This is a genomic window from Rhizobacter sp. P5_C2, assembly GCF_054049715.1.
This window is the reverse complement of the sequence record NZ_JBFULV010000067.1, coordinates 13,871-36,867: the sequence shown is the minus strand read 5'-3', so window position 1 is coordinate 36,867 and position 22,997 is coordinate 13,871. Positions and strand designations below refer to the sequence as shown.

23 protein-coding genes and 1 pseudogene are annotated in these 22,997 nt (G+C 67.7%); 13 read left to right on the top strand and 11 right to left on the bottom strand.

The genetic code is table 11. The features are described 5' to 3' along the window. Positions 1-1,495 (bottom strand): annotated as a pseudogene (locus ACXJLU_RS22460) (CoA-binding protein); the annotation flags it as partial. Positions 1,496-1,524: 29 nt separating this feature from the next. Beyond that, entirely contained in the window at positions 1,525-2,805 is a 1,281-nt protein-coding gene (locus ACXJLU_RS22455; RefSeq protein ID WP_457334779.1) for an ATP citrate lyase citrate-binding domain-containing protein, read from the bottom strand. Positions 2,806-2,952: 147 nt separating this feature from the next. On the opposite strand from ACXJLU_RS22455, the gene ACXJLU_RS22450 reads away from it, so the two are divergent. Genes ACXJLU_RS22450 through ACXJLU_RS22430 form a run of 5 tightly spaced genes read left to right on the top strand, consistent with a single transcriptional unit; the run spans position 2,953 to position 4,849 of the window. Further along, entirely contained in the window at positions 2,953-3,336 is a 384-nt protein-coding gene (locus tag ACXJLU_RS22450) for a nuclear transport factor 2 family protein (RefSeq protein WP_457334777.1), read from the top strand. Between the two features lie 15 nt (positions 3,337-3,351). After that, positions 3,352-3,786 carry a GNAT family N-acetyltransferase gene (locus ACXJLU_RS22445; protein ID WP_457334775.1) on the top strand — a complete coding sequence of 145 codons (435 nt, stop codon included), beginning with the start codon at positions 3,352-3,354 and terminating at the stop codon, positions 3,784-3,786. 20 nt (positions 3,787-3,806) lie between these two features. Further along, a complete protein-coding gene (gene yidD, locus ACXJLU_RS22440) occupies positions 3,807-4,301 on the top strand; it encodes a membrane protein insertion efficiency factor YidD (protein WP_457334773.1) in 495 nt (164 codons plus the stop codon). Further along, complete coding sequence (locus ACXJLU_RS22435; RefSeq protein WP_457334771.1) at positions 4,301-4,567, top strand: hypothetical protein; 267 nt, start codon at positions 4,301-4,303, stop codon at positions 4,565-4,567. Before yidD ends, ACXJLU_RS22435 begins: the two co-directional genes overlap by 1 nt. 12 nt (positions 4,568-4,579) lie before the next feature. Next, positions 4,580-4,849, top strand: coding sequence for a DUF2277 domain-containing protein (locus ACXJLU_RS22430; protein WP_457334770.1), 270 nt, complete (start codon positions 4,580-4,582; stop codon positions 4,847-4,849). A 5-nt stretch (positions 4,850-4,854) separates the two neighbouring features. On the opposite strand, the gene ACXJLU_RS22425 is transcribed toward ACXJLU_RS22430, so the two are convergent. The 9 genes from ACXJLU_RS22425 to ACXJLU_RS22385 form a co-directional block, all read right to left on the bottom strand. Continuing rightward, on the bottom strand, positions 4,855-6,861 hold the full coding sequence (locus ACXJLU_RS22425; RefSeq protein WP_457334769.1) for a hybrid sensor histidine kinase/response regulator: 2,007 nt from the start codon (positions 6,859-6,861) through the stop codon (positions 4,855-4,857). After that, positions 6,858-7,589: an alanyl-tRNA editing protein gene (locus tag ACXJLU_RS22420; protein WP_457334768.1), complete on the bottom strand. Its 732-nt coding sequence runs from the start codon at positions 7,587-7,589 to the stop codon at positions 6,858-6,860. Before ACXJLU_RS22420 ends, ACXJLU_RS22425 begins: the two co-directional genes overlap by 4 nt. Before the next feature lie 28 nt (positions 7,590-7,617). Further along, the gene (locus tag ACXJLU_RS22415) at positions 7,618-8,493 is read right to left on the bottom strand and encodes an alpha/beta fold hydrolase (protein WP_457334767.1); all 876 of its coding nucleotides are present in this window, start codon (positions 8,491-8,493) and stop codon (positions 7,618-7,620) included. A gap of 42 nt (positions 8,494-8,535) precedes the next feature. Then, positions 8,536-9,285: a flagellar brake protein gene (locus ACXJLU_RS22410; protein ID WP_457334781.1), complete on the bottom strand. Its 750-nt coding sequence runs from the start codon at positions 9,283-9,285 to the stop codon at positions 8,536-8,538. Positions 9,286-9,331: 46 nt separating this feature from the next. Further along, a complete protein-coding gene (locus tag ACXJLU_RS22405) occupies positions 9,332-9,631 on the bottom strand; it encodes a flagellar protein FliT (RefSeq protein ID WP_056804615.1) in 300 nt (99 codons plus the stop codon). A gap of 77 nt (positions 9,632-9,708) precedes the next feature. After that, positions 9,709-10,128: a flagellar export chaperone FliS gene (gene fliS, locus ACXJLU_RS22400; protein ID WP_457334766.1), complete on the bottom strand. Its 420-nt coding sequence runs from the start codon at positions 10,126-10,128 to the stop codon at positions 9,709-9,711. Positions 10,129-10,390: 262 nt separating this feature from the next. Next, complete coding sequence (gene fliD / locus ACXJLU_RS22395) at positions 10,391-11,806, bottom strand: flagellar filament capping protein FliD (protein WP_457334765.1); 1,416 nt, start codon at positions 11,804-11,806, stop codon at positions 10,391-10,393. Positions 11,807-11,989: 183 nt separating this feature from the next. Beyond that, positions 11,990-12,835 carry a flagellin N-terminal helical domain-containing protein gene (locus tag ACXJLU_RS22390; protein ID WP_073468939.1) on the bottom strand — a complete coding sequence of 282 codons (846 nt, stop codon included), beginning with the start codon at positions 12,833-12,835 and terminating at the stop codon, positions 11,990-11,992. 321 nt (positions 12,836-13,156) lie between these two features. Next, entirely contained in the window at positions 13,157-14,002 is an 846-nt protein-coding gene (locus ACXJLU_RS22385; protein ID WP_073468940.1) for a flagellin domain-containing protein, read from the bottom strand. Positions 14,003-14,434: 432 nt separating this feature from the next. On the opposite strand from ACXJLU_RS22385, the gene ACXJLU_RS22380 reads away from it, so the two are divergent. From ACXJLU_RS22380 to ACXJLU_RS22345, 8 genes are all read left to right on the top strand, one after another. After that, positions 14,435-16,417: an O-linked N-acetylglucosamine transferase, SPINDLY family protein gene (locus ACXJLU_RS22380; protein ID WP_457334764.1), complete on the top strand. Its 1,983-nt coding sequence runs from the start codon at positions 14,435-14,437 to the stop codon at positions 16,415-16,417. Next, positions 16,414-17,916, top strand: coding sequence for a class I SAM-dependent methyltransferase (locus ACXJLU_RS22375; RefSeq protein ID WP_457334763.1), 1,503 nt, complete (start codon positions 16,414-16,416; stop codon positions 17,914-17,916). Before ACXJLU_RS22380 ends, ACXJLU_RS22375 begins: the two co-directional genes overlap by 4 nt. A 245-nt stretch (positions 17,917-18,161) precedes the next feature. Then, a complete protein-coding gene (flhD, locus tag ACXJLU_RS22370; protein ID WP_073468943.1) occupies positions 18,162-18,485 on the top strand; it encodes a flagellar transcriptional regulator FlhD in 324 nt (107 codons plus the stop codon). 50 nt (positions 18,486-18,535) lie between these two features. Next, positions 18,536-19,075, top strand: coding sequence for a flagellar transcriptional regulator FlhC (gene flhC / locus ACXJLU_RS22365; protein ID WP_073468944.1), 540 nt, complete (start codon positions 18,536-18,538; stop codon positions 19,073-19,075). A 552-nt stretch (positions 19,076-19,627) separates the two neighbouring features. Beyond that, the gene (motA, locus tag ACXJLU_RS22360) at positions 19,628-20,488 is read left to right on the top strand and encodes a flagellar motor stator protein MotA (protein WP_457334762.1); all 861 of its coding nucleotides are present in this window, start codon (positions 19,628-19,630) and stop codon (positions 20,486-20,488) included. A 13-nt stretch (positions 20,489-20,501) separates the two neighbouring features. Continuing rightward, positions 20,502-21,452: a flagellar motor protein MotB gene (motB, locus tag ACXJLU_RS22355; protein ID WP_073468947.1), complete on the top strand. Its 951-nt coding sequence runs from the start codon at positions 20,502-20,504 to the stop codon at positions 21,450-21,452. A 66-nt stretch (positions 21,453-21,518) separates the two neighbouring features. Further along, a complete protein-coding gene (cheY, locus tag ACXJLU_RS22350) occupies positions 21,519-21,911 on the top strand; it encodes a chemotaxis response regulator CheY (RefSeq protein WP_073468949.1) in 393 nt (130 codons plus the stop codon). Between the two features lie 29 nt (positions 21,912-21,940). Further along, a complete protein-coding gene (locus tag ACXJLU_RS22345; RefSeq protein WP_457334761.1) occupies positions 21,941-22,588 on the top strand; it encodes a protein phosphatase CheZ in 648 nt (215 codons plus the stop codon). Positions 22,589-22,997 lie beyond the last annotated feature (409 nt).

The window sequence follows — 22,997 nt, the reverse complement described above, 5'->3', positions numbered from 1 at the left end:
CGTCGCGCGCGCCCTGCTGGCAACGCGGCCCGATGATCGCCACCGCGGCCGCGAGCACCGCGTTCGGCGCATTGCCGGCCTCGCGCGCGGCCTGGGCCGCGGCCAGCGCCGGCGTGCCGTGCAGGTTGACGTGCGCGGCGACCGCGGTCGCCACCAGGCGCCGGTCGTTCTCGTCGCCGACCTCGTGCAGCAGCGCGAGCTTGACGAGCGACTCGAAGGCGAGCGTCGCCGCCTGCAGCATCGAGACGCCGTGCAGGCTGCCGAGCTGCGTCTGCGCGTCCATCTGCGAGGCGCCGGACGCATCCTTCATCGATTGCCGCGGCAGGATGCCGCCGACCTGCCGGTTCACCTGCTCGACCTGCGCGCCGTAGGGCGCGGCCGGCGCCACCACCTGCAGCGCGAGCGAGGCCGGCAGCACGAGCCCGGCATCGGAGGCGAACCACGGCTTCAGCAGCAGGCTGCCCTCGGGCTCGAAATCGGGCAAGGTGGCGTTGGCCCGCATCACCGCCATCAGCGCGCCCGGGATGTGCGCGATGTTGGTGACCAGCGCGCCGCGTGCCGAGAAACGCGGCTCGTCGGGCGTGAAGATGCCGTCGACGCCGAACTTGTCCATGAACCAGCGCTCCTTGGCGCGGGCGTCGTCTTCGCAGCCGGCCATCGCGCCGGCATGGCCCACCGCCCGGGTCAGCCGGCTCTTCCAGCGGCCGACCACGCAGGCCACCACCGGCTTCGTGAAGTGGGCGTCGAGCTCGTAGGTGCCGCCCGGCTCGCAGTACAGCACCGCGGCCTTGCTGCGCGCGTCGTTGGCGAGCGCGAACGCGAACTCCGGCGCGGCGTAGTGGATGTAGACGTCCTTGCCGCTGGAGACCACGGTGGTCGTGCCCCAGCCGCTCATGCGCAGGTACTGCGCGATGGTGGTCGAGAAGCCGCCGGAGTTCGAGAAGATCGCGATCGAGCCCGGCCGCAGCGTGTCGCCCGGCGCGTCGCCGCCGAGCGCGCCGCCGATGCGCACCCGGTTCCAGGCATCGGCCACGCCCAGCCCGTTGGCACCGAAGATGTCGACGCCGGCCTGCTGGCCCATCGCGCGGATCTCGCGCGCATCGTGCACCGCGATCTTCTCGGTGACGATGAACACCTTCTTCAGCTGCGGGTTCACGCGGATCAGCTCGGCCACGCCGTCGCGCGCGGCCGCCGGCGGCAGGTAGACCACGCCGCAGTTGAAGCGGTGGCCGGCCTGCAGCCCGTCGCGCACGTTGTTGTAGACCGGGATGTCGCCGGCGGTGGTGGCGAGCACCTGGCCGCCCTTGCCGGGCGCGGTGCCGAACACCACGTTGCCACCCGACCAGGCATGGCCGATCGGCGTCACCTCGCTCGATTCGGCGCCCAGGATGTTGAGCACGCAGACGCGGTCCTCGCGCGTCGCGATCTGCGCCAGCGAGCTGGTGCCCACGTAGTACCTGAAGTCGCCGACGCCCTGTTTCTGGAGCGGGTTCATCTGCATGGCGTTGTTCTCCGAATGCGTTCTCATGCCGCCTCCGACAGGCCGAGCCCGGCCGCGAGCTGCGCGCGGCCACCGGCCTTCATCCACGCATCGGCCTGCTTCGCGTACGCGATGACCTGGCTGATGTCCGAATCGAAGCCGAACATCCGGTACGGCAGCCCGAGCTGGTCGCAGGTGTCGCGCAACGCGGCCATGCCGCGCACCAGGTTCGGCCCGCCGCGGCCGAGCACCACGTACAGCGGCGTCGCGCCGTGCAGCCCGACGTGCTCGCGCAGCGCGTCGGCGATCGCGCGCAGCGTCTCGTGGATGTCGGTGTTGTTCGACTTGCCGCCGATGATGAACAGCACGTTGGCCTGCTTCAGCCAGTGCCGGAAGCAGATGCGGGCGACCTCCTTCATCTTCTCGTACGGCGGGTTGCCGCCGAAGTCGGACGAGATGATGGCCGCATCGCCGAGCATTTCGGTCACCAGCGAATTGGCGCCGCCGCCGAAGGTGGGCGCGAGGATGGTGCCGCCGTCGTTGACGACGTAGACGTCGCTCTGCCCCTGGTGCGTGCGCAGCTGGTTGATCTCCTGCTCGAAATCGGAGTAGTCGGCGGTGAACAGGTGCGCCGGCAGCCCGAGCCGCGCCCAGCGCGGATCGTCGCGGTCGAAGCCGCACTTGAAGTCGCAGGCCACCGGCACGAGCCGGCCCTTCGCGTCCTCGCGCAGGCGGATCGGGTTCAGCTCGAGCGTGGTCATGCCGAAGTCGTGGAACAGGTCCCACAGCTTCGGCAACTGCTGCACCAGCGGCGAGATGATCTCGCGCGGCGCGCCGATCTCGCTGAGCGCGTTCGCGACCACGAAGGCCTTCAGGCCGGTCAGCGGGTCGAACGGCACGACGGCGATGTCGCGGCGCTCGACGTCTTCGATGTCGATGCCGCCGCGGTGCGTCAGCGTCATCGTCGGGGCCCGGAAGCGCGTCGAATCGGTGATCGAGAAATAGACCTCGTGCCGCGCCGGCACGCCCGCCTCGAAGGTGACGCCGTTGGCCTTGGCCCGCTGGTGGCCCACCGCGTGCTCGGCGAAATACAGCCGCTCCTTCTCGGCCAGTGCGGCGCGCAGGTCGCTGGCGCGGCCCAGCAGCCCGGCCTTGCCCTTCTGGCCGATGCCGCCCTTGAACATCGGTTTCACGAACACCTGCCCGTGGCGGTCGATCAGCGACTTGATCTCTTCCTCGCTGGCGCCGGGGCCGAGCACCTCGGTGGCCGGGAAGCCGACGAACTGCAACAGGCGCGCGCCGTGGAACATGCCGGTGATCTGCATGGGCTGTCTCCTGGTGATCGTCGCTGGTGGCCGCAACGTGGCCGCGATGATCGGCAGCCGCCCTGTCGAATCGCTGTCATCCGACGTTCATTCGGGCTGTTCGACGCACAATGTCCGCCTGTCCTGGCCCGCCTCCGGAGAACGACGATGCCCACGCCCGACACGCTGGAGCGGTTCATTGCGATGGTCGAAAGCAACGCGCATGCGCAGGCCTGCGAGGCGTTCTACACCGAGCATTCGACGATGCAGGAGAACCAGTCGCCGCCGCGCATCGGCCGCGATGCGCATGTGGCGGGCGAGCACAAGGTGATGGCGCGTGCGCGCTCGGTGCGCTCGCAGTGCGTGCGGCCGGTGCTGGTGAACGGCGACCACGTGGTGATCCGCTGGATCTTCGATTTCGAATGGCTGGATGGCAGCACGACGCACATGGAGGAGCTCGCCTGGCAGCGCTGGGAGGGCGAGCGCATCGCCGAGGAAACCTTCTTCTATGATCCGGCGCAGCGCGTGCCGCGCCCGCCGCCGCAAACCTGACCCCGGAGCATTCGATTGGCATTGACCTGGACCACCAGCTGGCACGGCGTCGGCTGGGATGAACTCGAGGCGCTGTACCGCGCCGCTCCGCTGGGCAACAAGAGCGCCGCGCTGCTGCAGACGGTGTTCACCAACAGCCGCTTCAGCTGCTTCGCGCGCGAGGCCGATGGCCAGCTGGTGGCGGCCGGGCGGGTGCTGTCCGACGGCGCCGATTGCGCCTACGTGTGCGATGTGGCCGTGCACCCGGACCAGCAAGGGCTCGGCGTGGGCGCCGAGATCATGTCGCGGCTGCTCGCGATGTGCGCCGGGCACCGCAAGATCATCCTCTACGCCGTGCCCGGCAAGGAGGCGTTCTACCGCAAGTTCGGCTTCAGGAAAATGCACACCGCGATGGCCATCTTCGACGACCAGGCGATCGCGTTCAGCAAGGGGTACATCGATGCTGAATGAGATCGTCGGGACCTGAGCCGATGCGCCCGAGCCGCTGGCCGACGCACGCGGCCCTCGCGATGATCGACCTGTACCAGCGCTGCGTGTCGCCGCACAAGGGCTTCCGCTGCGCGCACGCGGTGCAGACCGGGCGGCGCGGCTGCTCGGCGCTCGGTGCACGTGCGATCCGCCGTCATGGGCTGTGGGACGGGCTCGGCGTGTTGGGGTGTCGGTTCGATGCCTGCGCGTTGAGCCACGCGCAGTTGCAGGCGGCGCGCCATCCACCGCGGTTGAGGGCTCAGTCGGGCGTCTGCGATGTCGATTGCGGCGTGTTCGACGCCTGCGACGTGGCCGAGTGCGCCTGCGATGCACTGGACTGCGCCGATTGCTTCGACCGGAAGAAGCGCTGCAGCCGGAGTTCGTCCGCCGATGCCGCACGCCAGCGCATCGAGGCGCGGCAGAATCGACGCAAGGAACGGCAGTCCTCTGCGCCGCCATTCCCTTCTCCACCCGCCATCCCGCCGAAGGAGCCCTGATGCGCACCATCCTGTTCCTGACCGCCGGCCTGCTGCTGCTCGCCTCGATGCTCGTGCTGGCCCGCCTGTTCGTGGCCCACTATCCGGCTGCCGTCACCTGGGCCGGTGCCGGCTTCCTCGCGCTGTGGCTGCTGATCTGCGCCGTCAACCTGTGGGTGGGCGTCGCCCGCGCCGGCTATTCGGTCGGCGAAGAGCTGCCGATCCTGCTGCTCAATTTCGCCGTGCCGGCGGCCATCGGCGTGCTGCTGGCCTGGAAGCTTCGCTAGGAGGACCTTGCGATGTGCCGCAACATCAAGACCCTGTTCAACTTCGAGCCGCCGGCCACCGAGCTGGAGATCCGCGACGCGTCGCTGCAGTTCGTGCGCAAGCTCAGCGGCTTCACGGTGCCGTCGAAGGCCAATGAAGCGGCGTTCGAGCGCGCGGTGGCCGAGGTCGCCGCGTCGGCGCGCACGCTGATCGATTCGCTGGTGACGACGGCCGAGCCGCGTGATCGCGAGGTCGAGGCGCTGAAGGCACGCGAGCGCAACGTGGCCCGCTTCGGCAGCTGAGCCGGTTACGGCTTCAGCATCTCGGCCATCTTCGCCAGCAGGTCGGGCTTCGAGAACGGCTTGTCCAGCCCGGCGCAACGCGTCGCCTTCAGGAACTCGCTCGCATCGGGCGACAGCGTGTCGCCGGTGACGAACAGGAAGCGCTGCGCCAGCTCCGGCTGGCGCGCCGACGCGGCCCGCCACAGCGCCGCGCCGTCCATGTCGGGCATCCGCAGGTCGGACACCACCGCATCGAAACGCGCCGCCTCCAGCAGCTCCAGCGCGACCGCGCCCGACAGCGCCGTCGCGACCGCATAGCCGGCGCGCTCCAGCATGTCGCGCAGCAGCTCGGCCAGCTCGGGCTCGTCGTCGACCACCAGCACCTGCGCCAGCGCCGGCACCTCGGCTGGCGGTGGTACCGGCTCGTCCGGCACCGGCTCGGCCTCGCCGCTCAGCGGCAGGCTCAGCCGGAACGACGCGCCCTGCGTCGTCGCCTCGAGCACCAGCTCGCCGCCATGCTCGCGCGCGACCGAGCGCGACACCGACAGCCCCAGCCCGGTGCCCAGCCCTTCCGGCTTGGTGGTGAAGAAGGTCTCGAACAACCGCGCGCGCACCTCGGGCGCCACGCCCGGGCCGGTGTCGACGACACGCAGCCACACGCGCGGCTCGCGGTCGGTGCGGCGCTGCTCGACGCCGGTGGCGACGTGCACGCGGCGCTCGCCGACCGTCAGCGTCAGCGCCTGCTGCGCATTGACCATCAGGTTCAGCACGATCTGCGAGATCTGGTCGCCGTCGCCCATCACGCTCGGCAGCTGCGGCGCCAGGTCGAGCTGCAGCGCGACGTTGTGGCTGCGGTAGGTGTAGCCCAACAGGTCGGCCGACGCGCGCACCAGGTCGTTCAATGCCACCGCGCCGCGCTGCGACGGCCGGCTGCGCGCCATGTTCAGGAAGGTGCGCACGATGCGCCCGCAGCGCTCGGCGGCCTCGCGGATGCGCCGCACGTCGTGCTGCAGGTCGGGCCGGTCCTCGCACTTCTCCTCGAGCAGCGTCGCGCGGCCCATCACGATCGCGAGCGGGTTGTTCAGTTCGTGCGCCACGCCGGCCAGCAGGCTGCCCATCGCGGTCAGGCGCTCGCCCTGGCGCAGCGCCTCGCGCTGGCGCTCGATCTGGCGCGCCGCGTCGTGGCGCTCGGACACGTCGGCGATCGACGCGGTGTAGAAGGCCGTGCCGCCGACATCGCTGCGCCACAGCACCATCTCGATCGGGAATTCGCTGCCGTCGGCGCGCAGCGCATGCAGCTCCATGCGCTGGCCGAGCACCCGCGCCGGGCCGCCGGCCTGCATGCGCCGCAGCCCCGCCTCGTGGGCCGCGCGGTGGCGCTCGGGCACGATCACCTCGCTGACCGGCCGCCCGACGACGTCGGCGCGCCGGCGCCCGAAGATGGTCTCGGCCGACGGGTTGAACTCGACGATGCGGCCGTCGGCGTCGGTGGAGATCAGCGCGGCCAGCGCATGGTCGACGATCGCCGACTTCAGCGCCTCGCTGGCGCGCAGCTGCTCCTGGCGCAGCGCGAGTTCTTCTTCGCCCAGCCGCAGGTCGGTGTGGTCGAGCCCGCACACCACCACCGCCTGCACCGGCCCGCCGCCCGGCGTGTACGGCACCAGCACCTGCTCGCGGTAGCGGCGGCCCTGCAGCTGGTAGTTGACCCAGCCCTGCAGGTGCAGCGATTCGCCGGCGAACAGCCGCTCGAAAATCGGCACGAAGCTGCGGTACACGCCGTCGTCGAGCACCTCGGACATGTGGCGGCCGATCACCCGCTCGGGCGGCAGGCCCATGAAGCGCAAGGCCTCGAGGTTGGCGTACAGGTAGCGGCCGTCGCGGCCGATCACCGCGACGCGGGTGTTGATGTGCTCCAGCAGCACGCCCATCAGCACCGGATCGAGCATCGGCAGCGAGGGTGGCTCCGCCCCCCAGCGCGTGTGCGACCAGTGCAGCTCCCGCTGGTCGTGGCCGACGTCGCCGTTCCCGCTCATGCCGCCGGTGCCGCGAACCCCAAGACCACGCGCCGCGTCTGCGCGGACTTCTTCTCGATCTTCGTGACGACCACCGCGCCGATGTCGGCCGTGTTCGCGACGTGCGTGCCGCCGCAGGGCTGCAGGTCGACGCCTTCGATCTCCAGCACCCGCACCCGGCCCAGGCCGCGCGGCGGCTGCACGCTCATGCTGCGCACCAGGCCGGGGTTGGCGTCCAGCTCGGCCTCGCTGATCCAGCGGTGGCGCACCGGGTGCGCGCCGGCCACCAGGCGGGCGAGGCCGGCGGTCAGCGCCGCCTTGTCGAGCGGGTCGGTCATGTGGAAATCGAGCCGGGCCGACTCGGCGGTGATCGAGCAGCCGTCGACCGGGTGCGGCACCAGCGCGCACAGCAGGTGCGTGGCGGTGTGGAAGCGCATGTGGCGCTCGCGGCGCGCACGGTCGATGCGGGCGGTGACCGGCTGGCCCACCGCCAGCGTCGCGAGCAGTGCCTCCTGCCCCGGTGCCGGCACATGGACGATCTCGCCGGGCGCCGCGCCCTTGCGGGTGTCGGCGATCTGCAGCACGCCGCCGTCGGCCAGCCGCAGCTCGCCGCGGTCGCCGGCCTGCCCGCCGCCGAGCGGGTAGAACACGGTGCGGTCGAGCTGCACGCCGGCCTCGTCGAGCGCGGTGATGCACGCCTCGCAGTCGTCGAGCGCAGCGTCTTCTCGGAACAGTTCTTCGGTGGTCATCGCGGGCATCCTGGCCGTTGGCGTGGCATCAAACCGGGTCGGTGATGAAGCGGCGCAGCACGTCGAAAGCCTCGTTCGGCTTCTCGCGCCAGGCCCCGTGGCCGATGCCGGGGAAAGAATGGAAATGCCGCCAGCGTTCCGGCAGCGCCGCGGCGATGTCCTGCGCGTCTTCGAGCGGGCACACCGGGTCGAGTTCGCCGGCCAGCACCAGCACCGGGCATTGCGCGGCAGCCAGCCCGGGCAGCAGGTTCATCTGCCGCTGCTCGCCGCGGATGAAGGCCTGCAGGATCTCCGGCGCGGTGAAGCGCCAGGGCGCGCTCTCGACGCGGCCGACCAGGCTCGGGTTGTACAGCGGCTTGCACACCCGCTGGTACACGGCATTGTTCTCGTCGTTCGGGTCGGCCCAGAAGCGCTCGGCCACCGCGCGCGCCTCGGCGCCGCCGAGCTGTTCGAACATCGCGAGCTTGCGCGGCATCGCCATGCTGCCGGCGGTGCTGGACAGGATCACCTTGGACGCATGCGCCGGATGGCGTGCGATGTAGCGCTGCGCGACGAAGCCGCCGAACGACTGGCCGAGCACGATCGGCTTGACGATGCCGAGCGCGTCGCACAGCCGCACCAGGTCGTCGGCCCAGGTGTCGAGCGTCCACTCCGACGGCGGGCGGCGGTCGCTCATGCCGTGGCCGCGGTGGTCGTAGTAGACGATCTGGGCCAGGTCGGCCAGGCGGGAGAAGACGGGCTTGAAGGCCACGTGGTCGAAACCCGGGCCGCCGTGCAGCAGCACGAGGCTGGGTTTTTCCCGCACACCGTTGCCGTCGGGAACGAGGCCGGGGCCTTCGACGTCGACGAACAGCCTCACACCGGGCTCGATCTGGATGCGCACGCGCTGGCCTTCGTTGTTCAACCAGGGGGCGATCTTGCCACGCCCGGCGGAGCGCGCGAGAAGCTAGCCGCCGTTGAGGAGGCGCTGCCGTTTTTGCGTTTGATCGATGTAGCGCTGCAGCGCGCGCGTGACGTCGCTGGCGGGGTTGACGATCTCGCAGCCGAGGCGCACGCCGCGCGAATCGGGGTTGATCGAGGTCACGTGCTGCAGGCGCAGCGCAACGTGGATCCGCGTGTCGACATCGAGGTCCATCTGCACGCCGTTCAGCACCACGCCGGCCGGCAGCGGCGGCACGTCGTCGGGCAGGAACAGCGCGCAGCCGCCGATGCTCACGTCGAGCACGCGCAGCGCGAGCGGCATCTCGTGGATGGCCGGGTGGCGCACGCGCGCCATCGGGGTGCTGCGCAGCAGCGGCCGCACGCGGAACCCGCTGCGGCGCTGGAAACGGAACAGCTCGCGCGGCATCGCGCAATTGAGCACGGCGTTGCGGCCGTTGTGCACCACCACCAGCCCGACCGCGTCGAACTGCAGCTTGATGCTGTCCAGGTAGGCGACCGCGACGGCATCGGCCGACTCGACCAGCGACTGCACCTGGTTGCTCTCGGCTTCGGCACTGAAGCCGATCACGCCGCGCACCGGATCGAACGACCACAGCGTGGTGGTGTAGGTCGCGCCGTCGCTGCCGTTCAGGTGGACGATCACGTTGCCGTCCTGCAAGCGCTTGAGCATCGCCAGCACCTCGGGCACGGCGGAGATGCGGAAGTCGTCCAGCCCGCCATGGGTGGCGGCCAGCGCATCGAGCGGCATCGGCATCGTGTCCAAGTTCGGCTCCGGCTCGGCGGGTCGGTGGATCAGGGGGTCAGTGGACGGTCTTCGGCTTGCCCGCCAGGATCGCGTCCAGGTCTTCGAGCCAGGGTTCGGCCAGGTGGCGGATCTCGGCGTCATTGACGAGGATGCGCTGCATGATGCGCGATTTCAACTGGGCTTCCTCGGAATCCAGCGGGCGCTGCGAGGCGGCATGCTTGAGCTGCGAGATCAGCACGGCGCAGGCGCCTTCGAGCTTGACCACGTGGTCCCAGTTGCCGACGCGGGCGGCTTCGAGCATGTCCTGGCTGGCGCGCTCGATGGCTTCGTAGTAGTTCAGCAGGGCCTTGTTCATGGGGTGGTCTCCGATGTCATGCGACCGGTCGATCTGGAAGTGCTTCATGGTGTGCGGTCCGGTGGTCAGGCGGCGCTTCAGGCAGCCGTCTTGATGTCGATCTGGGCCCACGCGCTGCGCAGGGGCTCGATCAGCGAGACGCATTCGTCGAGGGCCGCCTCGTCGCTGTGCCGGTTGGCCTGGGTCAGGCGCAAGGTCATGTAGGCGTACAGGTCGTTCAGCTGGGCCGCGAGCGCGCCGCCTTCCTTCAGGTTCAGGCCGGCCTTCAGGCCTTCGTCGACGATGCGCACCGCGCGGCTGATGGCGCGGCCCTTCTCTTCGATGTTCTTGTTGCGGATGGCGCCGCGCGCCTGGGCGATGCAATCGATCAGCCCGTCGAACAGCATCGAGATCAGCTGGTGCGGCGATGCGCCGTCGACCTTGGTGCCGACCTGCACCGCCTGGTAGGCATTGCTGCGGCCGCCGAAGGGCGATGCGGAGTAGTCGGATCCGAACATGTTGTTGGCCTTGTGCGTGACTGGATGCACTGTTTATCGGCCCGCCCTTCGCCGCCTTTAGGCTGCACAAGGGGGGTGAAACAGGGTCCATTTCAACCTCAAGTGTGAAGGGATGTTGCAGGCACCTGCGCCAGTGAAAACACCGTTCGGACTGAGGTATCGAAGGCCTGCTTGATGCCTGCACCGCATCGGGCCTTCGATACCTCAGTCCGAACGGTGTTTCATGGGTTCGGCCAAACGTCGCCCCTGCGGGGTTCCAGCGTCAGCCGGTGCTTTTATTCCAGTTGGCGATCTGCTGCGTGATGTACGTGCTGAGCGTGTTCAGCCCCGCCATCTTCGTGTCGAGCGCGGTGTACTGGGCACGCAGGCGCTTCTCGGTGGCCGTCATCCGGTCGGTGATGTTGTCCTGCCGTTCCTGGTTGTCCTTCAGCGAGCTGTTCAGCCCGGTGGTGCGGGCGGCCAGCGAGCCGTCGGTGCCCAGCACCTGGTCGCCCAGCGCGCGCAGCTTCTGCGCGAAGCCGTCGTTGGCCGAGTCGACGGTGTCGCTGTTGGCGAACGCCTTCTTCATCTCGGTCAGGTTGCCCAGGGCGCTGGTCAGCTTGGTGTCGCTGATCTTCAGCGTGCCGTCGGTCTGGATCTCCAGCCCGATCGAGGACAACGTCGGGAACGCGCTCGAAGCGGAGCCGGTCCCGGTCAGCATCGAGCGCAGCTGGCGCTGCAGCGACACCGCGGTGCTGTCGCCCTGCAGCGTGCCGGCCGTCTTGGTGGCGTCGTCGTACTTGGTCTGCGTCTTCAGCAGCGACGCGAGGCCGTTGTAGGCGGCCGTGAAGTTCGTCAGCGCGCTCTTGATCGAGGTGTTGTCCTGCGCGACGCTGACCTGCACGTCGCCGGTGGTGACCTTCTGCAGGTTCATCGTCAGGCCCTGCACCACGTCGTTCAGCGTGTTGCTCGCCGACGTGATCTCCAGCCCGTTGATCTTCGCCTTCGCGTCGGAGGCGGTCTGCGTGCGCGTCATCGCGGCACTGCCGTCGGTCGCGTCGTACGCGAACGCCGACGGGCCGCTGCCGCTGGCCGTCACCCGGAAGCCGTTGTCGACGCCGGTGGAGGACGATGACAGCACCAGCCGCGCGCCGCTCGAATCGGTGACGATGGAAGCCGACACGCCGCCGGCGGCGGCATTGATCTTGTCGCGCACGTCGGCCAGCGTGTCGGTCGCGCTGATCGCGATGTTCATCGAATTGATGGTCGCGCGGGCCTTGAAGCCCGGCTCGGTCACGTCCCAGCTGCCGACGTCGATCGTCAGCCCGCCTTCACCGACGACGGTGCTGCTGGAGGCAAAACTGGTGCTCGCCACCGACTGCGCGGCGGCCAGCTTCGACACGCTGACGGCATAGTTGCCGGCCGCGGCGCTGGAGCCGCTGGAGACGGTGATCGACGACGCATCGGCCGAGCTGGCCGTCGTCGCGCCCCAGGTCGCGGACCGGGTCAGCGCCTGCGCGGCGTCGCGGAAGCTCGACACCGCGGATTGGATCGATCCGTACGCGGAGATCTTGGTCTGGACCTTCGTCGCTTCGGTCTGCAATTGCGCGACCGGCAGCTTTTCGACCGCCATCAACTTCGTGATGATCGATTCGACGTCGAGGCCGCTGCCTATGCCTGCTGATGTAACTGATGCCATGACCGTGACCTTTCGGAAGAGTGGACGGCAAGCGGAGGAGGCCTCGCTGCCACAGTCCTAAAAGAGGAAGGGCTCCCCCAAAGGGGAATCCGATATCGCGTGTATCGGAATCACAGTCGGCAACTTGAGGCCCGGGGTGCGACTTTTTTCGCTCTTTTTATGCCGCGACCGACAGGCGGGTCATCAACCCTTCAGCAGCTGCAGCACCTGCTGCGGCAGCTGGTTGGCTTGCGCCACCATCGCGTTGCCGGCCTGTTGCAGGATCTGCGCCCGGCTCATCGCGGCGGTTTCCGCGGCGAAGTCGGCATCCATGATCCGGCTGCGGGCGGCCGATTGGTTCTCGACGTTGGTCTGCAGGTTCGAGATCACCGAATCGAAGCGTGACTGGCTCGCACCGTAGGTGGCACGCGTGTCGTTCACCAGGTTCAGCGCCTGGTCGATGCTGTCGATCACGGTCGCCAGCGCGGTCGAATCGGTCGTGCTGTCGATCACGGTCGTCGCGGCGGTCACCGCGGTGATCGAGGCATCGACGGTCATGTCGACGGTGTTGATGTCGATCGTGTCGTTGACCGTCGTGTTGGCGCCGACCTGGAAGGTCTGGACGCCGGTCGACGCGAGAATCGGCTGGCCGTTGAACGTGGTGCCGGCGAGCACGCGGCCGATTTCGGCCGACAGCTGCTGGAATTCCTTGTTCAGCGAATCCTTGTCGCTGCCGCTGTTGGTCGAGTTGCGGGCCTGCACCGACAGTTCGCGCATCCGTTGCAGCGCGTCACCCACCTTGGCCAGCGCGCCTTCAGCGGTCTGCGCCAGCGAGATGCCGTCGTTGGCATTGCGGATCGCGACATTCATGCCGCGCACTTGCGCGTTCATGCGTTCGGCGATCGCGAGGCCCGCGGCGTCGTCCTTCGCGGAGTTGACCCGCAAACCGGACGACAGGCGCTGCATCGAGACGGCCAGCGCGGACTGGGAAGAATTCAGGTTTCGTTGCGCGTTCAGCGAAACGATGTTCGTGTTGATGGTTTGTGGCATGAAGCACTCCTCAAGAATCAATGACTCCCGGCGAAATGCGCCGGCGCTTGCCGCAGGGGGGTAATGCCCTGCGTCAGACCCGGCGCGAATCACCGTTGGCCACCGACATGAAAGGTGTGCTGTTGCACACCGCCCCGTCAGCATCCTTCAGTGGATCCGGACCGCAGATCCCGGGCGAGGAACCTGTGGAAGTGATTGTTCCGAGAACTGGAGTGGGGTTAAACCGGGAAATGAGCCGGTTCGACCCGCCTTTTCATCCGCCAAACGAGAAGGCCCCGCCCGGTTTCCCGGGCGGGGCCTTGAAGAAGCGAGCCTGGCGGCTTACTTCAGCAGCGACAGCACTTGCTGCGGCAGCTGGTTGGCTTGCGCCACCATCGCCGTGCCGGCCTGCTGCAGGATCTGGGCACGCGACAGGTTCGACGTTTCAGACGCGAAGTCGGCGTCGGTGATGCGGCTCTTGGCAGCCGACTGGTTCTCGACCGAGGTCTGCAGGTTCGAGATCACCGAGTCGAAGCGGTTCTGCGCCGCACCGTACATGGCGCGCTCGCTGTTGACCTTGTCGATCGCGCCGTCGATGTTGTCGATCACGGTCTTCAGCGCGGCCGAGTCGGTCGTGCTGTCGATGACGACGGTGCCGGCCGTCACGGCGGTGATGCTGGCATCACCCGTCATGTCGGTCGTCGTCACGGTGATGACGTCGTTGGTCGTGGTGTTGGCACCGATCTGGAAGTCCTTCGCGCCGGCGCTGGCGCCGATGATCGCGATGCCGTTGAAGGTCGTGCCGCCCAGGACGCGCTTGATTTCCGACGACAGCTGCTGGAATTCCTTGTCCAGCGAATCCTTGTCGCTGGAACCGTTGGTGCCGTTACGGGCTTGCACGGCGAGTTCACGCATGCGTTGCAGCGAATCGCCGACCTTGCCCAGCGCGCCTTCAGCGGTCTGCGCCAGCGAGATGCCGTCGTTGGCATTGCGGATCGCGACGTTCATGCCGCGGACCTGGGCGCCCATGCGCTCCGAGATCGCCAGGCCGGCGGCGTCGTCCTTGGCGCTGTTGACGCGCAGGCCGGAAGACAGGCGCTGCATCGAGGTGGCCAGGGCGTTTTGGGTGGTCGACAGATTGCGTTGTGCGTTCAGCGACGTGACGTTGGTGTTGACTGACATGCTCATTTGAAATACTCCAATAACGGTTGAACTGAGACCCGGCATGAGCGCCGGCATTGCCTCGGCAGATGCGTATCTACCTTCGATCCTCTTCTGCCTAAACGGCGGCACACCGAGATGTGCCGCTTGCTGCGCCCGGCTGGTCTGCCGGACCCCGGCGCCGTTGTTGCGTCGCCGTTGGAGGCTTTATCGGACCGCCACTTTCGGGACTTGAGTCCGTGCTTCCAAAATTTCTGCGGGATCCCCCGAACAAAGGGGTGGGAGCCCGCCTTCTATCTGCATTCGCGGCGAAAACTTGAGGGGCCACGAAGACGTTTCAGAGTGTGTCAAGCAGCGAACTGGCGGGCATCTGCGGTGCATCTCCGGGCCTTCGCCGACGGGGTACTTCCTAGAATTTCAGGCACCCTTTCATGGGGCGTGCCCACGCGCGCCATCACGATGCAGACCAAAACCCACAAGCCCGCCAAGACCCGCCCTGCCCTCGTCCCGCCGTTCGCGCGGACCGCGCAGCGCGACTGGGAAGAGGGCCTGGTCCACGCGAAGGCGGGCGATTGGGCGAAGGCCGAGCACGCCTTCCACCGCGCCAGCGAGCGCAGCCCGCGCGACACCGTCTACCTGCTCAACCTCGCCCGCGCGCAGATGAAGAACGGCGCGCACGACAAGGCGCTGCAGAGCGCGCAGTCGGCGCTCACGCTGAAGCCCGACGATGCGCTGGCCCGCATGATCGCGGCCGACTGCCTGAGCGCGCAGCACCGCTACCAGGAAGCCGCGAACTGCCTGCAGCAGCAGCCCGAGCAGACGCCGCGCAGCGCCGAGTACTACCAGAACCTCGGCGAAGCCCTGTTCAATGCCGGGCAGCACCAGGCCGCAATCGCCGCGCTGTTCGAGGCGCTGTCGCGCAATGTCGATCACGCGCTGTCGCACTACCGACTCGGCCTGGCGTTCAACGCGCTGGGCATGAAGCAGGAAGCGACCGAATGCTTTCGCACCGCACTGATCCTCGGTCTGGGCGGCGGCGACCTGGCCGCGCAAGGGCTGCTCGCCTTCGTCGAGCGCGAGCTGTGCCGCTGGCAGAACGCGCAGGCCGACGTGGCCGCGCTGCAGCGCCTGGCCGCTGCGCTGCCCGATGACGCGGCCAGCTGGGCATCGGTCTTCGCGCAGGTCACGGTCACCGACGACCCCGTCATCCAGCGCCGCGTCGCGCGCTCGTGCTGGCGCTTCCAGACGCGCCGCGTCGAGGCCTTCGCCCCCGTGGCCCCGCGCCCGCTGCCCGCACGGCTGCGCGTGGGCTTCGTATCGGCCGATTTCCACCAGCACGCCACCGCCATCCTGATGGCCGAGGTGTTCGAGAAACTCGACCGCAGCCGCTTCGACATCACCCTTTATTCGCACGGCCCGGACGACGGCAGCCCGATGCGTGCGCGCCTGCGCGCCGCCGCCCGCTTCGTCGATGTGGCCCGGCGCAGCGACCTGGAGGTCGCGCAGCAGGTGCGGCACGACGCGGTCGATGTGCTGGTCGACCTGAAGGGGCATACGCGCGACGGGCGGCTCGCGATCTTCGCCCACCGCGCCGCGCCGGTGCAGCTCAGTTTCCTCGGTTTCCCCGGCACGACCGGGGCGACGCCGGCCGACGGCATCGACTACTTCGTCGGCGATGCGATCGTCTCGCCGCTCGCGCACGCCGGGCACTTCAGCGAGAAGCTCGCGCTGATGCCCGGCTGCTACCAGCCGAACGACCGCCAGCGCCCGCTGCCCGGCCCGTACAGCCGCGCGCAGGCCGGCCTGCCGGAAGAGGCGCTGGTGCTGTGCGGCTTCAACCAGCCGTTCAAGCTGTCGCCCGAGGTGTTCGACGTCTGGTGCCGCCTGCTGCACCGCCTGCCCGGTGCCGTGCTGTGGCTGCTGCAATGGAACGACCACTCGCCGGCGCAACTGCGCGCCGAGGCCGCCGCGCGCGGCATCGACCCGCAGCGCCTGGTGTTCGCGCCGAAGATCGGCCTGCGCGAGCACCTGAGCCGCCTCGCGCTCGCCGATCTCTTCATCGACACCTGGCCTTGCAACGGCCACACCACCGCCAGCGACGCGCTGTGGGCCGGCGTGCCGGTCGTCACCTATGCCGGCGAGACCTTCGCATCGCGCGTGGCCGCCAGCCTGCTCGATGCCGTCGGCCTGCCGCAACTGGCCTGCGCGACGGTGGCCGACTACGAGGCCCGTATCTTCGAGCTGGCCGGCGACGCCCCGGCGCGCCAGGCCTTGCACCAGCACCTGGTGGCCGCGCGCGACACCGCGCCGCTGTTCGACAGCGAGACCTGGACCCGCGATTTCGGGCGCCTGCTGTGGGCAGCGGCCGAGCGCTGGTCGCAGGGGCTGCCGCCTGACCACATCGTCCTCGCCGCCGAGAATCCGCAAGGAGCCCGCGCATGAATGCCCTGCCCGCCATCCACCTGTGCATCGTCCAGCCCGCGGGCTACGTGCATTCGCTCGGCTTCCTCGACCAGGCGCGCTACTTCCGCCACCAGTTCCGCCGCATGGGCGCGGAGGTGAGCCTCGCGAAGAACCGGCTGCGCCATGACGCGGTCAACCTGGTGTTCGGTGCCCACCTCGGCTTCGACGCCACGCTGCGCGAGCGCCACACCTGCATGTTCGTGAACCTCGAGCAGCTGGGCCGCGACGGCGCACCGGTCGGCGACGACTACCTGAAGCTGCTCGCCGGCTCGGCGGTCATCGAGTACGACGCCGACAACATCGCTGCCTACACGAGCCATGCCGACGACGTGCCGGTGTTCCCGCTGCTGTTCGCGCCCTACCTGAAGCCGGCGCAGGCCGTGCCGCTGGAGGATCGCCCGATCGACCTGCTGTTCATCGGCAGCATGAACCCGCGCCGGCTCGAGATGCTCCAGCGCATCGAGGCGAGCGGCCGGCGCGTCGCGAAGTTCGACCACCCGCTGTACGGGCCCGAGCGCGACGAGGTGATCCTGCAGGCCAAGGCGGTGGTCAACTTGCACTTCTACCCGACCAGCCGCTTCGAGCAGGCACGCGTGTCGCACTGCCTGTCGCTGGGCACGCCGGTGCTGTCCGAACGCCGGCCGCAGACCCGCCCGCACGAGGCCTTCGAGGACTGCGTCAGCTGGTTCGACGAAGCCAGCCTGGAGCAGGTGTTCGGCCAGCACTTCGGCACGCCGGCGTTCTTCGACGAGGCGCGCGCGCAGCTGCAGCGCTTCGAGGCCAGCGACCCGATCGAGGCCTATGCCGACATCCTGGCCTTCGCCGCCGGCTACGCCCGCGTGCACCAGGAGCGCCGGCCGCAGACGCCGTGGCAGCCGGCTCGCATCAACCTCGGCTCGGGCAAGGACTACAAGCCGGGCTGGCTGAACATCGACATCCTCGACCGCGCCCAGCCCGACCTGGTGCTCGACCTCGGCCAGCCGGTGCAATGGCCGCACCGCGCGAGCTCGTCGTACGGCGGCGAGATGCTGCTGGACGCCGGCAGCGTCGACCTGATTTTCGCGAACAACGTGCTCGAGCACGTGCCCGACCTGCCGACGCTGATGGGCAACTGCCTGGCGCTGCTGAAGACCGGTGGCCAGTTCATCATCGAGGTGCCGTACGAGCACGCGGCGACCGCCTGGCAGGACCCGACCCACCTGCGCGCGCTGAACGAGAAGTCGTGGCTCTACTACACCGACTGGTTCTGGTACCTCGGCTGGTTCGAGCACCGCTTCCAGCTGGCGCAGTTCCACTACCTCGACGACGCACTGCGCGAATGCCCGAAGGAGCGCGCCGCCTTCATGCGCGTCGTGCTGGTCAAGGTGGAAACCTCGCTGCGCGAACGCACCACCGCCCGGGTGATGCGGGCCGATTTCGCGCTGCCGGACGACCTGTCCGAGAGCTATGCGGCCGATCTGGCAGCCATTTCGGCCTGAACGACCCCTCCCCCGTCCTCGAGAGACCGCCCAGGCGGTCTTTTTTTTGTTCTGTGACAAGCACTTGCGTTCGGGCGTCAGCTTCCCTGGCAGCCGTGTAGGAATTTGCCTGACAGGGGGCATGGAAAAAGCTGGACTCAAGCCACAGAACTGACCTGATGTTTGGGTCCAGATCGCTTCTTCACAATCCGTTCCACGTTGAGACAAGTAGCAAGCAAACCGCAACACACACAGAGGAACGAGACATGAACGCCGACCAAATCCTGACCGAAATCCGTGAAGCCAACCTGTCGTACCTGATGCTGGCGCAGAGCCTGATCCGCAGCGACCGCGAGCAAGCCCTGTACCGCCTGGGCATCAGCGACGAAAGCGCATCGCTGATCGGCCTGCTGACGCCGGCGCAGATGATGAAGGTGGCTGCGAGCAACACGCTGCTGTGCCGCTTCCGCATGGACGACGACCTGGTCTGGGGCCTGCTGACCAACCATGGCAAGACTGCTTCGAACGACACGACGAGCCGCCTGCACGCCAGCATCCTGATGGCCGGCCGCCACCACGAAGCCGCCTGAGTTTCGCGACCGCCGCAGCCGACACACACCACAAGATTCCGGAGAGAGACATGACCCGCACCAAGAGCATCCTGACCGAAGCCAAGCAGATCGATCGCGCTGTCACGCTGATCAACCTGGGTGCCCGCCTGCAGGTGCTGGAGTCTGAAACCGACCTGTCCTACGAGCGCCTGCTGCGCTTGTACAAGGAAGTCTCCGGCAAGTCGCCGAGCAAGGGCCAACTGCCCTTCTCCACCGACTGGTTCATGACCTGGCAACCGAACATTCATGCCTCTCTGTTCCTGAACATCCACGAATACCTGAACAAGGTGGCCGTGATGGACGAGATCGACGTCGTCATCAAGGCTTACCAGCTGTACTCCGAGCAGACCCAGGCGCAGGGCCTGGAAGCGCTGCTCTCGGTGACCCGTGCGTGGCGCCTGGTCAAGTTCGTCGACAACGGCATGTTGACGATGACCAAGTGCTCGAAGTGCGGCGGCCATTTCGTCAGCCACCCGCACGAGATTTCGAAGCATTACGTGTGCGGCCTGTGCAACCCGCCGGCGCGTGCCGGCAAGGGCAAGGCCACTGGCGGCATCCAGATGCATTGAACGGCTTGTGCGCTCAAGTCGACCGCAAGTTGGTCGATAACCTCTCAACGATTTCTGTTCCCTGGGTAGTGTGAGTTAGCGACTTTTGTTTTCTTGATCTCCTCCTGGCGCTGAAAAGTGCTTTCAACGGGTCCTTCGGGGCCCGTTTTTCTTTGTCAAGTGATCGACGACCCCGGATTGGCATCCGGGCTACGACGATGCGAAGCGAGTCGCGTGGAGGGCAACAATCCCAATCAAGGGGCGATGTGCAGCGGGGTGGCCGTGTTATCCGCAGCGGGCCAGAACGAACCGCATGGTGTTGCATTCAGGCTCTTTGCTTTGGTTACTTTCATTTGAGCCCCAATGAAAGTGACTCGCCCGCCGGGGCGAGACCCGGCAATGCCACGCAGTGCAGAAGCCCCTCGCGCAGCGAGAGAAGCAATTTCCCAGCGCTGTTCGAGCGATTGCCGAACCCCCGCCACGCCCACACTCAAGTGACTGGGATGAGGGCCGATAACGGTCCGAGACCGCGCCGACAGGTGCACCCCCCAAAAACACGGAACAGCCTGGAACATGTTCGTCCTCATCGGTTACGCGGTTGCCCTCGGGTGCATCTTCGGCGCCTATGTCCTGCACGGCGGGAACATGGGCGTGATCATCCACGCGCTGCCGACCGAGCTGATGGCGATCCTGGGCGGCTCGCTCGGCGCCTTCGTCGTGAACAACCAGCCGAAGGTGCTGAAGGCCACACTGGCCGCCCTGCCGGCGCTGCTGAAGGGCTCGAAGTACTCGAAGGCCCGCTACATGGAGCTGCTCGCGCTGCTCTACGACATCCTGCAGAAGGCGCGCAAGGAAGGCCTGATGTCGATCGAGAACGACGTCGAGCGCCCGCACGAATCGGCCCTCTTCAAGAAATACGCGACCGTGGGCAACGACCACCACGTGGTCGAGTTCATCACCGACTACCTGCGCATGATGGTCTCGGGCAACCTGAACGCCCACGAGATCGAGAGCCTGATGGACAGCGAGATCGACACCCACCACCACGAGGCGCATGCGCCCGCCGCGGCGATCGCCCGGCTGGCCGGCGCGCTGCCGGCCTTCGGCATCGTCGCCGCGGTGCTGGGCGTGGTCAACACGATGGGCTCGGTGGGCCAGCCGCCCGCGATCCTCGGCGGCATGATCGGCTCGGCGCTGGTCGGCACCTTCCTCGGCATCCTGCTGGCCTATGCGGTCGCGGAGCCGCTGGCCGGGCTGATGGAACAGAAGAACGACGAGAACGGCAAGGAGCTGCAGTGCATCAAGACCACGCTGCTCGCGAGCATGCAGGGCTATGCGCCGCAGGTGGCGGTGGAGTTCGGCCGCAAGGTGCTGTATTCCGCCGACCGCCCGACCTTCGCCGAGCTCGAAGGCCACGTGAAGGGCAAGAAGTGAAGGACGCTCTGTAATGGCCGGCGATTCGAAGAAGCTGCAGCCGATCATCATCAAGCGCATCAAGAAGGGCGGCCACGGCGCCCATGGCGGTGCGTGGAAGATCGCCTATGCCGACTTCGTGACGGCGATGATGGCGTTCTTCCTGCTGATGTGGCTGCTCGGCTCGACCACCGAGGGCGACAAGAAGGGCATCGCCGACTATTTCCAGGCGCCGCTGAAGGTGGCGTTGCTGAGCGGCGGCAGCGGCTCGGGCGATTCGTCGCACGTGATCAAGGGCGGCGGCACCGACCTCACCCGCAGCGGCGGCCAGGTCAAGCGCGGCGACACCGCATCGCGCAGCACCATCAACCTGGCCGCCGTCAAGGCCGAGCAGCGCCAGGCCGAGGCCCAACGCCTGCAGGCGCTGAAGCAGCATGTGGAAGACGTGCTGGCCGGCAACCCGAAGCTGGCCGCGCTGAAGTCGCAGATCCGGCTCGACATGACGCCGGACGGCCTGCGCATCCAGATCGTCGATGACCAGAACCGGCCGATGTTCGACAGCGGCAGCGCCCTCGTCAAACCCTACATGCGCGAACTGCTGCACGAGATCGGCAGCGTGCTGGCCGAGGTACCGAACCGGCTGACGCTCGAAGGCCACACCGATGCCGCGCCGTTCGGTGGCGGCGAGCGCGGCTACAGCAACTGGGAGTTGTCGTCGGACCGCGCCAATGCATCGCGCCGCGAGCTGCTGACGGGCGGCTTGCCCGAGGACCGGATGCTGCGGGTGCAGGGGCTCGCATCGAGCGCGCTGTTCGACCGCAGCGACCCGTTGAGCCCGTCGAACCGGCGCATCAGCATCATCGTGATGAACCGCGAGGCGGAGGACCGCTTCTTCCAGAACACGCCGTTGGCGCCGGAGCCTGAAGCCCCGGCCGCCGAGGGGGCCGCAACGCCGCCCTCAACTTCCACCGCCAGTGCCCGATAACAGCCGCAAGCAGCCGTTTCCAGGCTCCATCCCGTACCCACCGCCCCAAGCGCAGCGAGGACTCTCATGAGCACCGATTTGAAATTCCTGATCGTCGACGACTTCTCGACCATGCGCCGCATCGTGCGCGGTCTGCTGAAGGAAATCGGCTACAACAACGCCGAAGAGGCCGAGGATGGCGCGGTGGCGCTGAACATGCTGAAGAACACGAAGTTCGACTTCGTCGTCAGCGACATCAACATGCCGAACATGAACGGCTTCGAGCTGCTGTCGGCGGTGAAGGCCGACGCGAGCCTGAAGCACCTGCCGGTGCTGATGGTGACGGCCGAGGCGCGCAAGGAAGACATCGTGCGGGCGGCGCAGGACGGCGCGGCCGGCTACATCGTCAAGCCCTTCACGAAGGCCACGCTGGAAGAAAAAGTCCAGAAGATCATGCAGAAGCTGGCCACTGCGGCCTGAGCCTGCACGCCCCAACCGAAGGACGCATCATGAAGATGGACACGATGGCCACCCTGGCCCCCCCGGCCCACCCGACCCACCCGACCCCCGCAGCATCGCCCGAGGTCTTCCAGCAACTCGGCGTGATCACGCGCCAGCTGCACGACACGCTGATGCAACTGGGCGTGATGCCCAAGCTGCGGACCGCGGCCGACAACCTGCCGGATGCACGCAGCCGCCTGAACTACATCGCCGAGAAGACCGGCGATGCGGCGAACAAGGTGCTGAACTCGGTCGACCAGGCCAAGCTGGAGCACGCGACGATCGCCGGCGACACGCGCCGCATCGCGGCGGCCATCGTGGCGGACCCGGTGAAGGCCGTGGCCTCGGGCTCGGTGATGAATTTCGTCAGTGACGTCGAAGCCGCGACCGCGCGCATCGACAAGCACCTGACCGACATCATGATGGCGCAGGATTTCCATGACCTGACGGGCCAGGTGGTGGCCAAGGTGGTCGCGCTGGCGACGGACCTGGAAGACAGCCTGGTCAAGCTGCTGGTGCAGGCTGCGCCGCCGGAGCAGGTGCAGAAGGTGGAGTCGTCGATCCTCAATGGACCGGTGGTCAACCCTGAAGGGCGGACCGACGTGGTCGCCAATCAGGGCGAAGTGGACGACCTTCTGGCGAGCCTCGGGTTCTGATCTTCACTGCGTGGCATTGCCGGGTCTCGCCCCGGCGGGCGAGTCACTTTCATTTGCCTTGCCAAATGAAAGTAACCAAAGCAAAGGCGCCTCAACCCGAACACCATACGGTTCGTTCTGCACGCCTCGGACAACACGGCCAGGCCGCTGCCAATCCACCCTGATTGGGATTGCTGAGCTTTCTTCTCCACCCAGCTCGCTGCGCATCGCAAGCTGACGCAGCGCCCGCATTGGCGACGATGCGAAGCGAGGCGCCTGGAGACAGCAGGGCAACAATCCCAATCAAGGCACGAGGTGCAGCGGCGTGGCCGTGTTGTCCGAGGCGTGCAGAACGAACCGCATGGTGTTGTATTCAAGCGCCTTTGCTTTGGTTACTTTCATTTGGCAAGGCAAATGAAAGTGACTCGCC

Coding starts and splice junctions, on each gene's coding strand:
- ACXJLU_RS22455 (WP_457334779.1), bottom strand. CDS start 2,805: ATGCAGATCACCGGCATGTTCCACGGCGCGCGCCTGTTGCAGTTCGTC.
- ACXJLU_RS22450 (WP_457334777.1), top strand. CDS start 2,953: ATGCCCACGCCCGACACGCTGGAGCGGTTCATTGCGATGGTCGAAAGC.
- yidD (WP_457334773.1), top strand. CDS start 3,807: ATGCGCCCGAGCCGCTGGCCGACGCACGCGGCCCTCGCGATGATCGAC.
- ACXJLU_RS22435 (WP_457334771.1), top strand. CDS start 4,301: ATGCGCACCATCCTGTTCCTGACCGCCGGCCTGCTGCTGCTCGCCTCG.
- ACXJLU_RS22430 (WP_457334770.1), top strand. CDS start 4,580: ATGTGCCGCAACATCAAGACCCTGTTCAACTTCGAGCCGCCGGCCACC.
- ACXJLU_RS22425 (WP_457334769.1), bottom strand. CDS start 6,861: ATGAGCGGGAACGGCGACGTCGGCCACGACCAGCGGGAGCTGCACTGG.
- ACXJLU_RS22420 (WP_457334768.1), bottom strand. CDS start 7,589: ATGACCACCGAAGAACTGTTCCGAGAAGACGCTGCGCTCGACGACTGC.
- ACXJLU_RS22410 (WP_457334781.1), bottom strand. CDS start 9,285: ATGCCGATGCCGCTCGATGCGCTGGCCGCCACCCATGGCGGGCTGGAC.
- ACXJLU_RS22405 (WP_056804615.1), bottom strand. CDS start 9,631: ATGAACAAGGCCCTGCTGAACTACTACGAAGCCATCGAGCGCGCCAGC.
- fliS (WP_457334766.1), bottom strand. CDS start 10,128: ATGTTCGGATCCGACTACTCCGCATCGCCCTTCGGCGGCCGCAGCAAT.
- fliD (WP_457334765.1), bottom strand. CDS start 11,806: ATGGCATCAGTTACATCAGCAGGCATAGGCAGCGGCCTCGACGTCGAA.
- ACXJLU_RS22390 (WP_073468939.1), bottom strand. CDS start 12,835: ATGCCACAAACCATCAACACGAACATCGTTTCGCTGAACGCGCAACGA.
- ACXJLU_RS22385 (WP_073468940.1), bottom strand. CDS start 14,002: ATGAGCATGTCAGTCAACACCAACGTCACGTCGCTGAACGCACAACGC.
- ACXJLU_RS22380 (WP_457334764.1), top strand. CDS start 14,435: ATGCAGACCAAAACCCACAAGCCCGCCAAGACCCGCCCTGCCCTCGTC.
- ACXJLU_RS22375 (WP_457334763.1), top strand. CDS start 16,414: ATGAATGCCCTGCCCGCCATCCACCTGTGCATCGTCCAGCCCGCGGGC.
- flhD (WP_073468943.1), top strand. CDS start 18,162: ATGAACGCCGACCAAATCCTGACCGAAATCCGTGAAGCCAACCTGTCG.
- flhC (WP_073468944.1), top strand. CDS start 18,536: ATGACCCGCACCAAGAGCATCCTGACCGAAGCCAAGCAGATCGATCGC.
- motA (WP_457334762.1), top strand. CDS start 19,628: ATGTTCGTCCTCATCGGTTACGCGGTTGCCCTCGGGTGCATCTTCGGC.
- motB (WP_073468947.1), top strand. CDS start 20,502: ATGGCCGGCGATTCGAAGAAGCTGCAGCCGATCATCATCAAGCGCATC.
- cheY (WP_073468949.1), top strand. CDS start 21,519: ATGAGCACCGATTTGAAATTCCTGATCGTCGACGACTTCTCGACCATG.
- ACXJLU_RS22345 (WP_457334761.1), top strand. CDS start 21,941: ATGAAGATGGACACGATGGCCACCCTGGCCCCCCCGGCCCACCCGACC.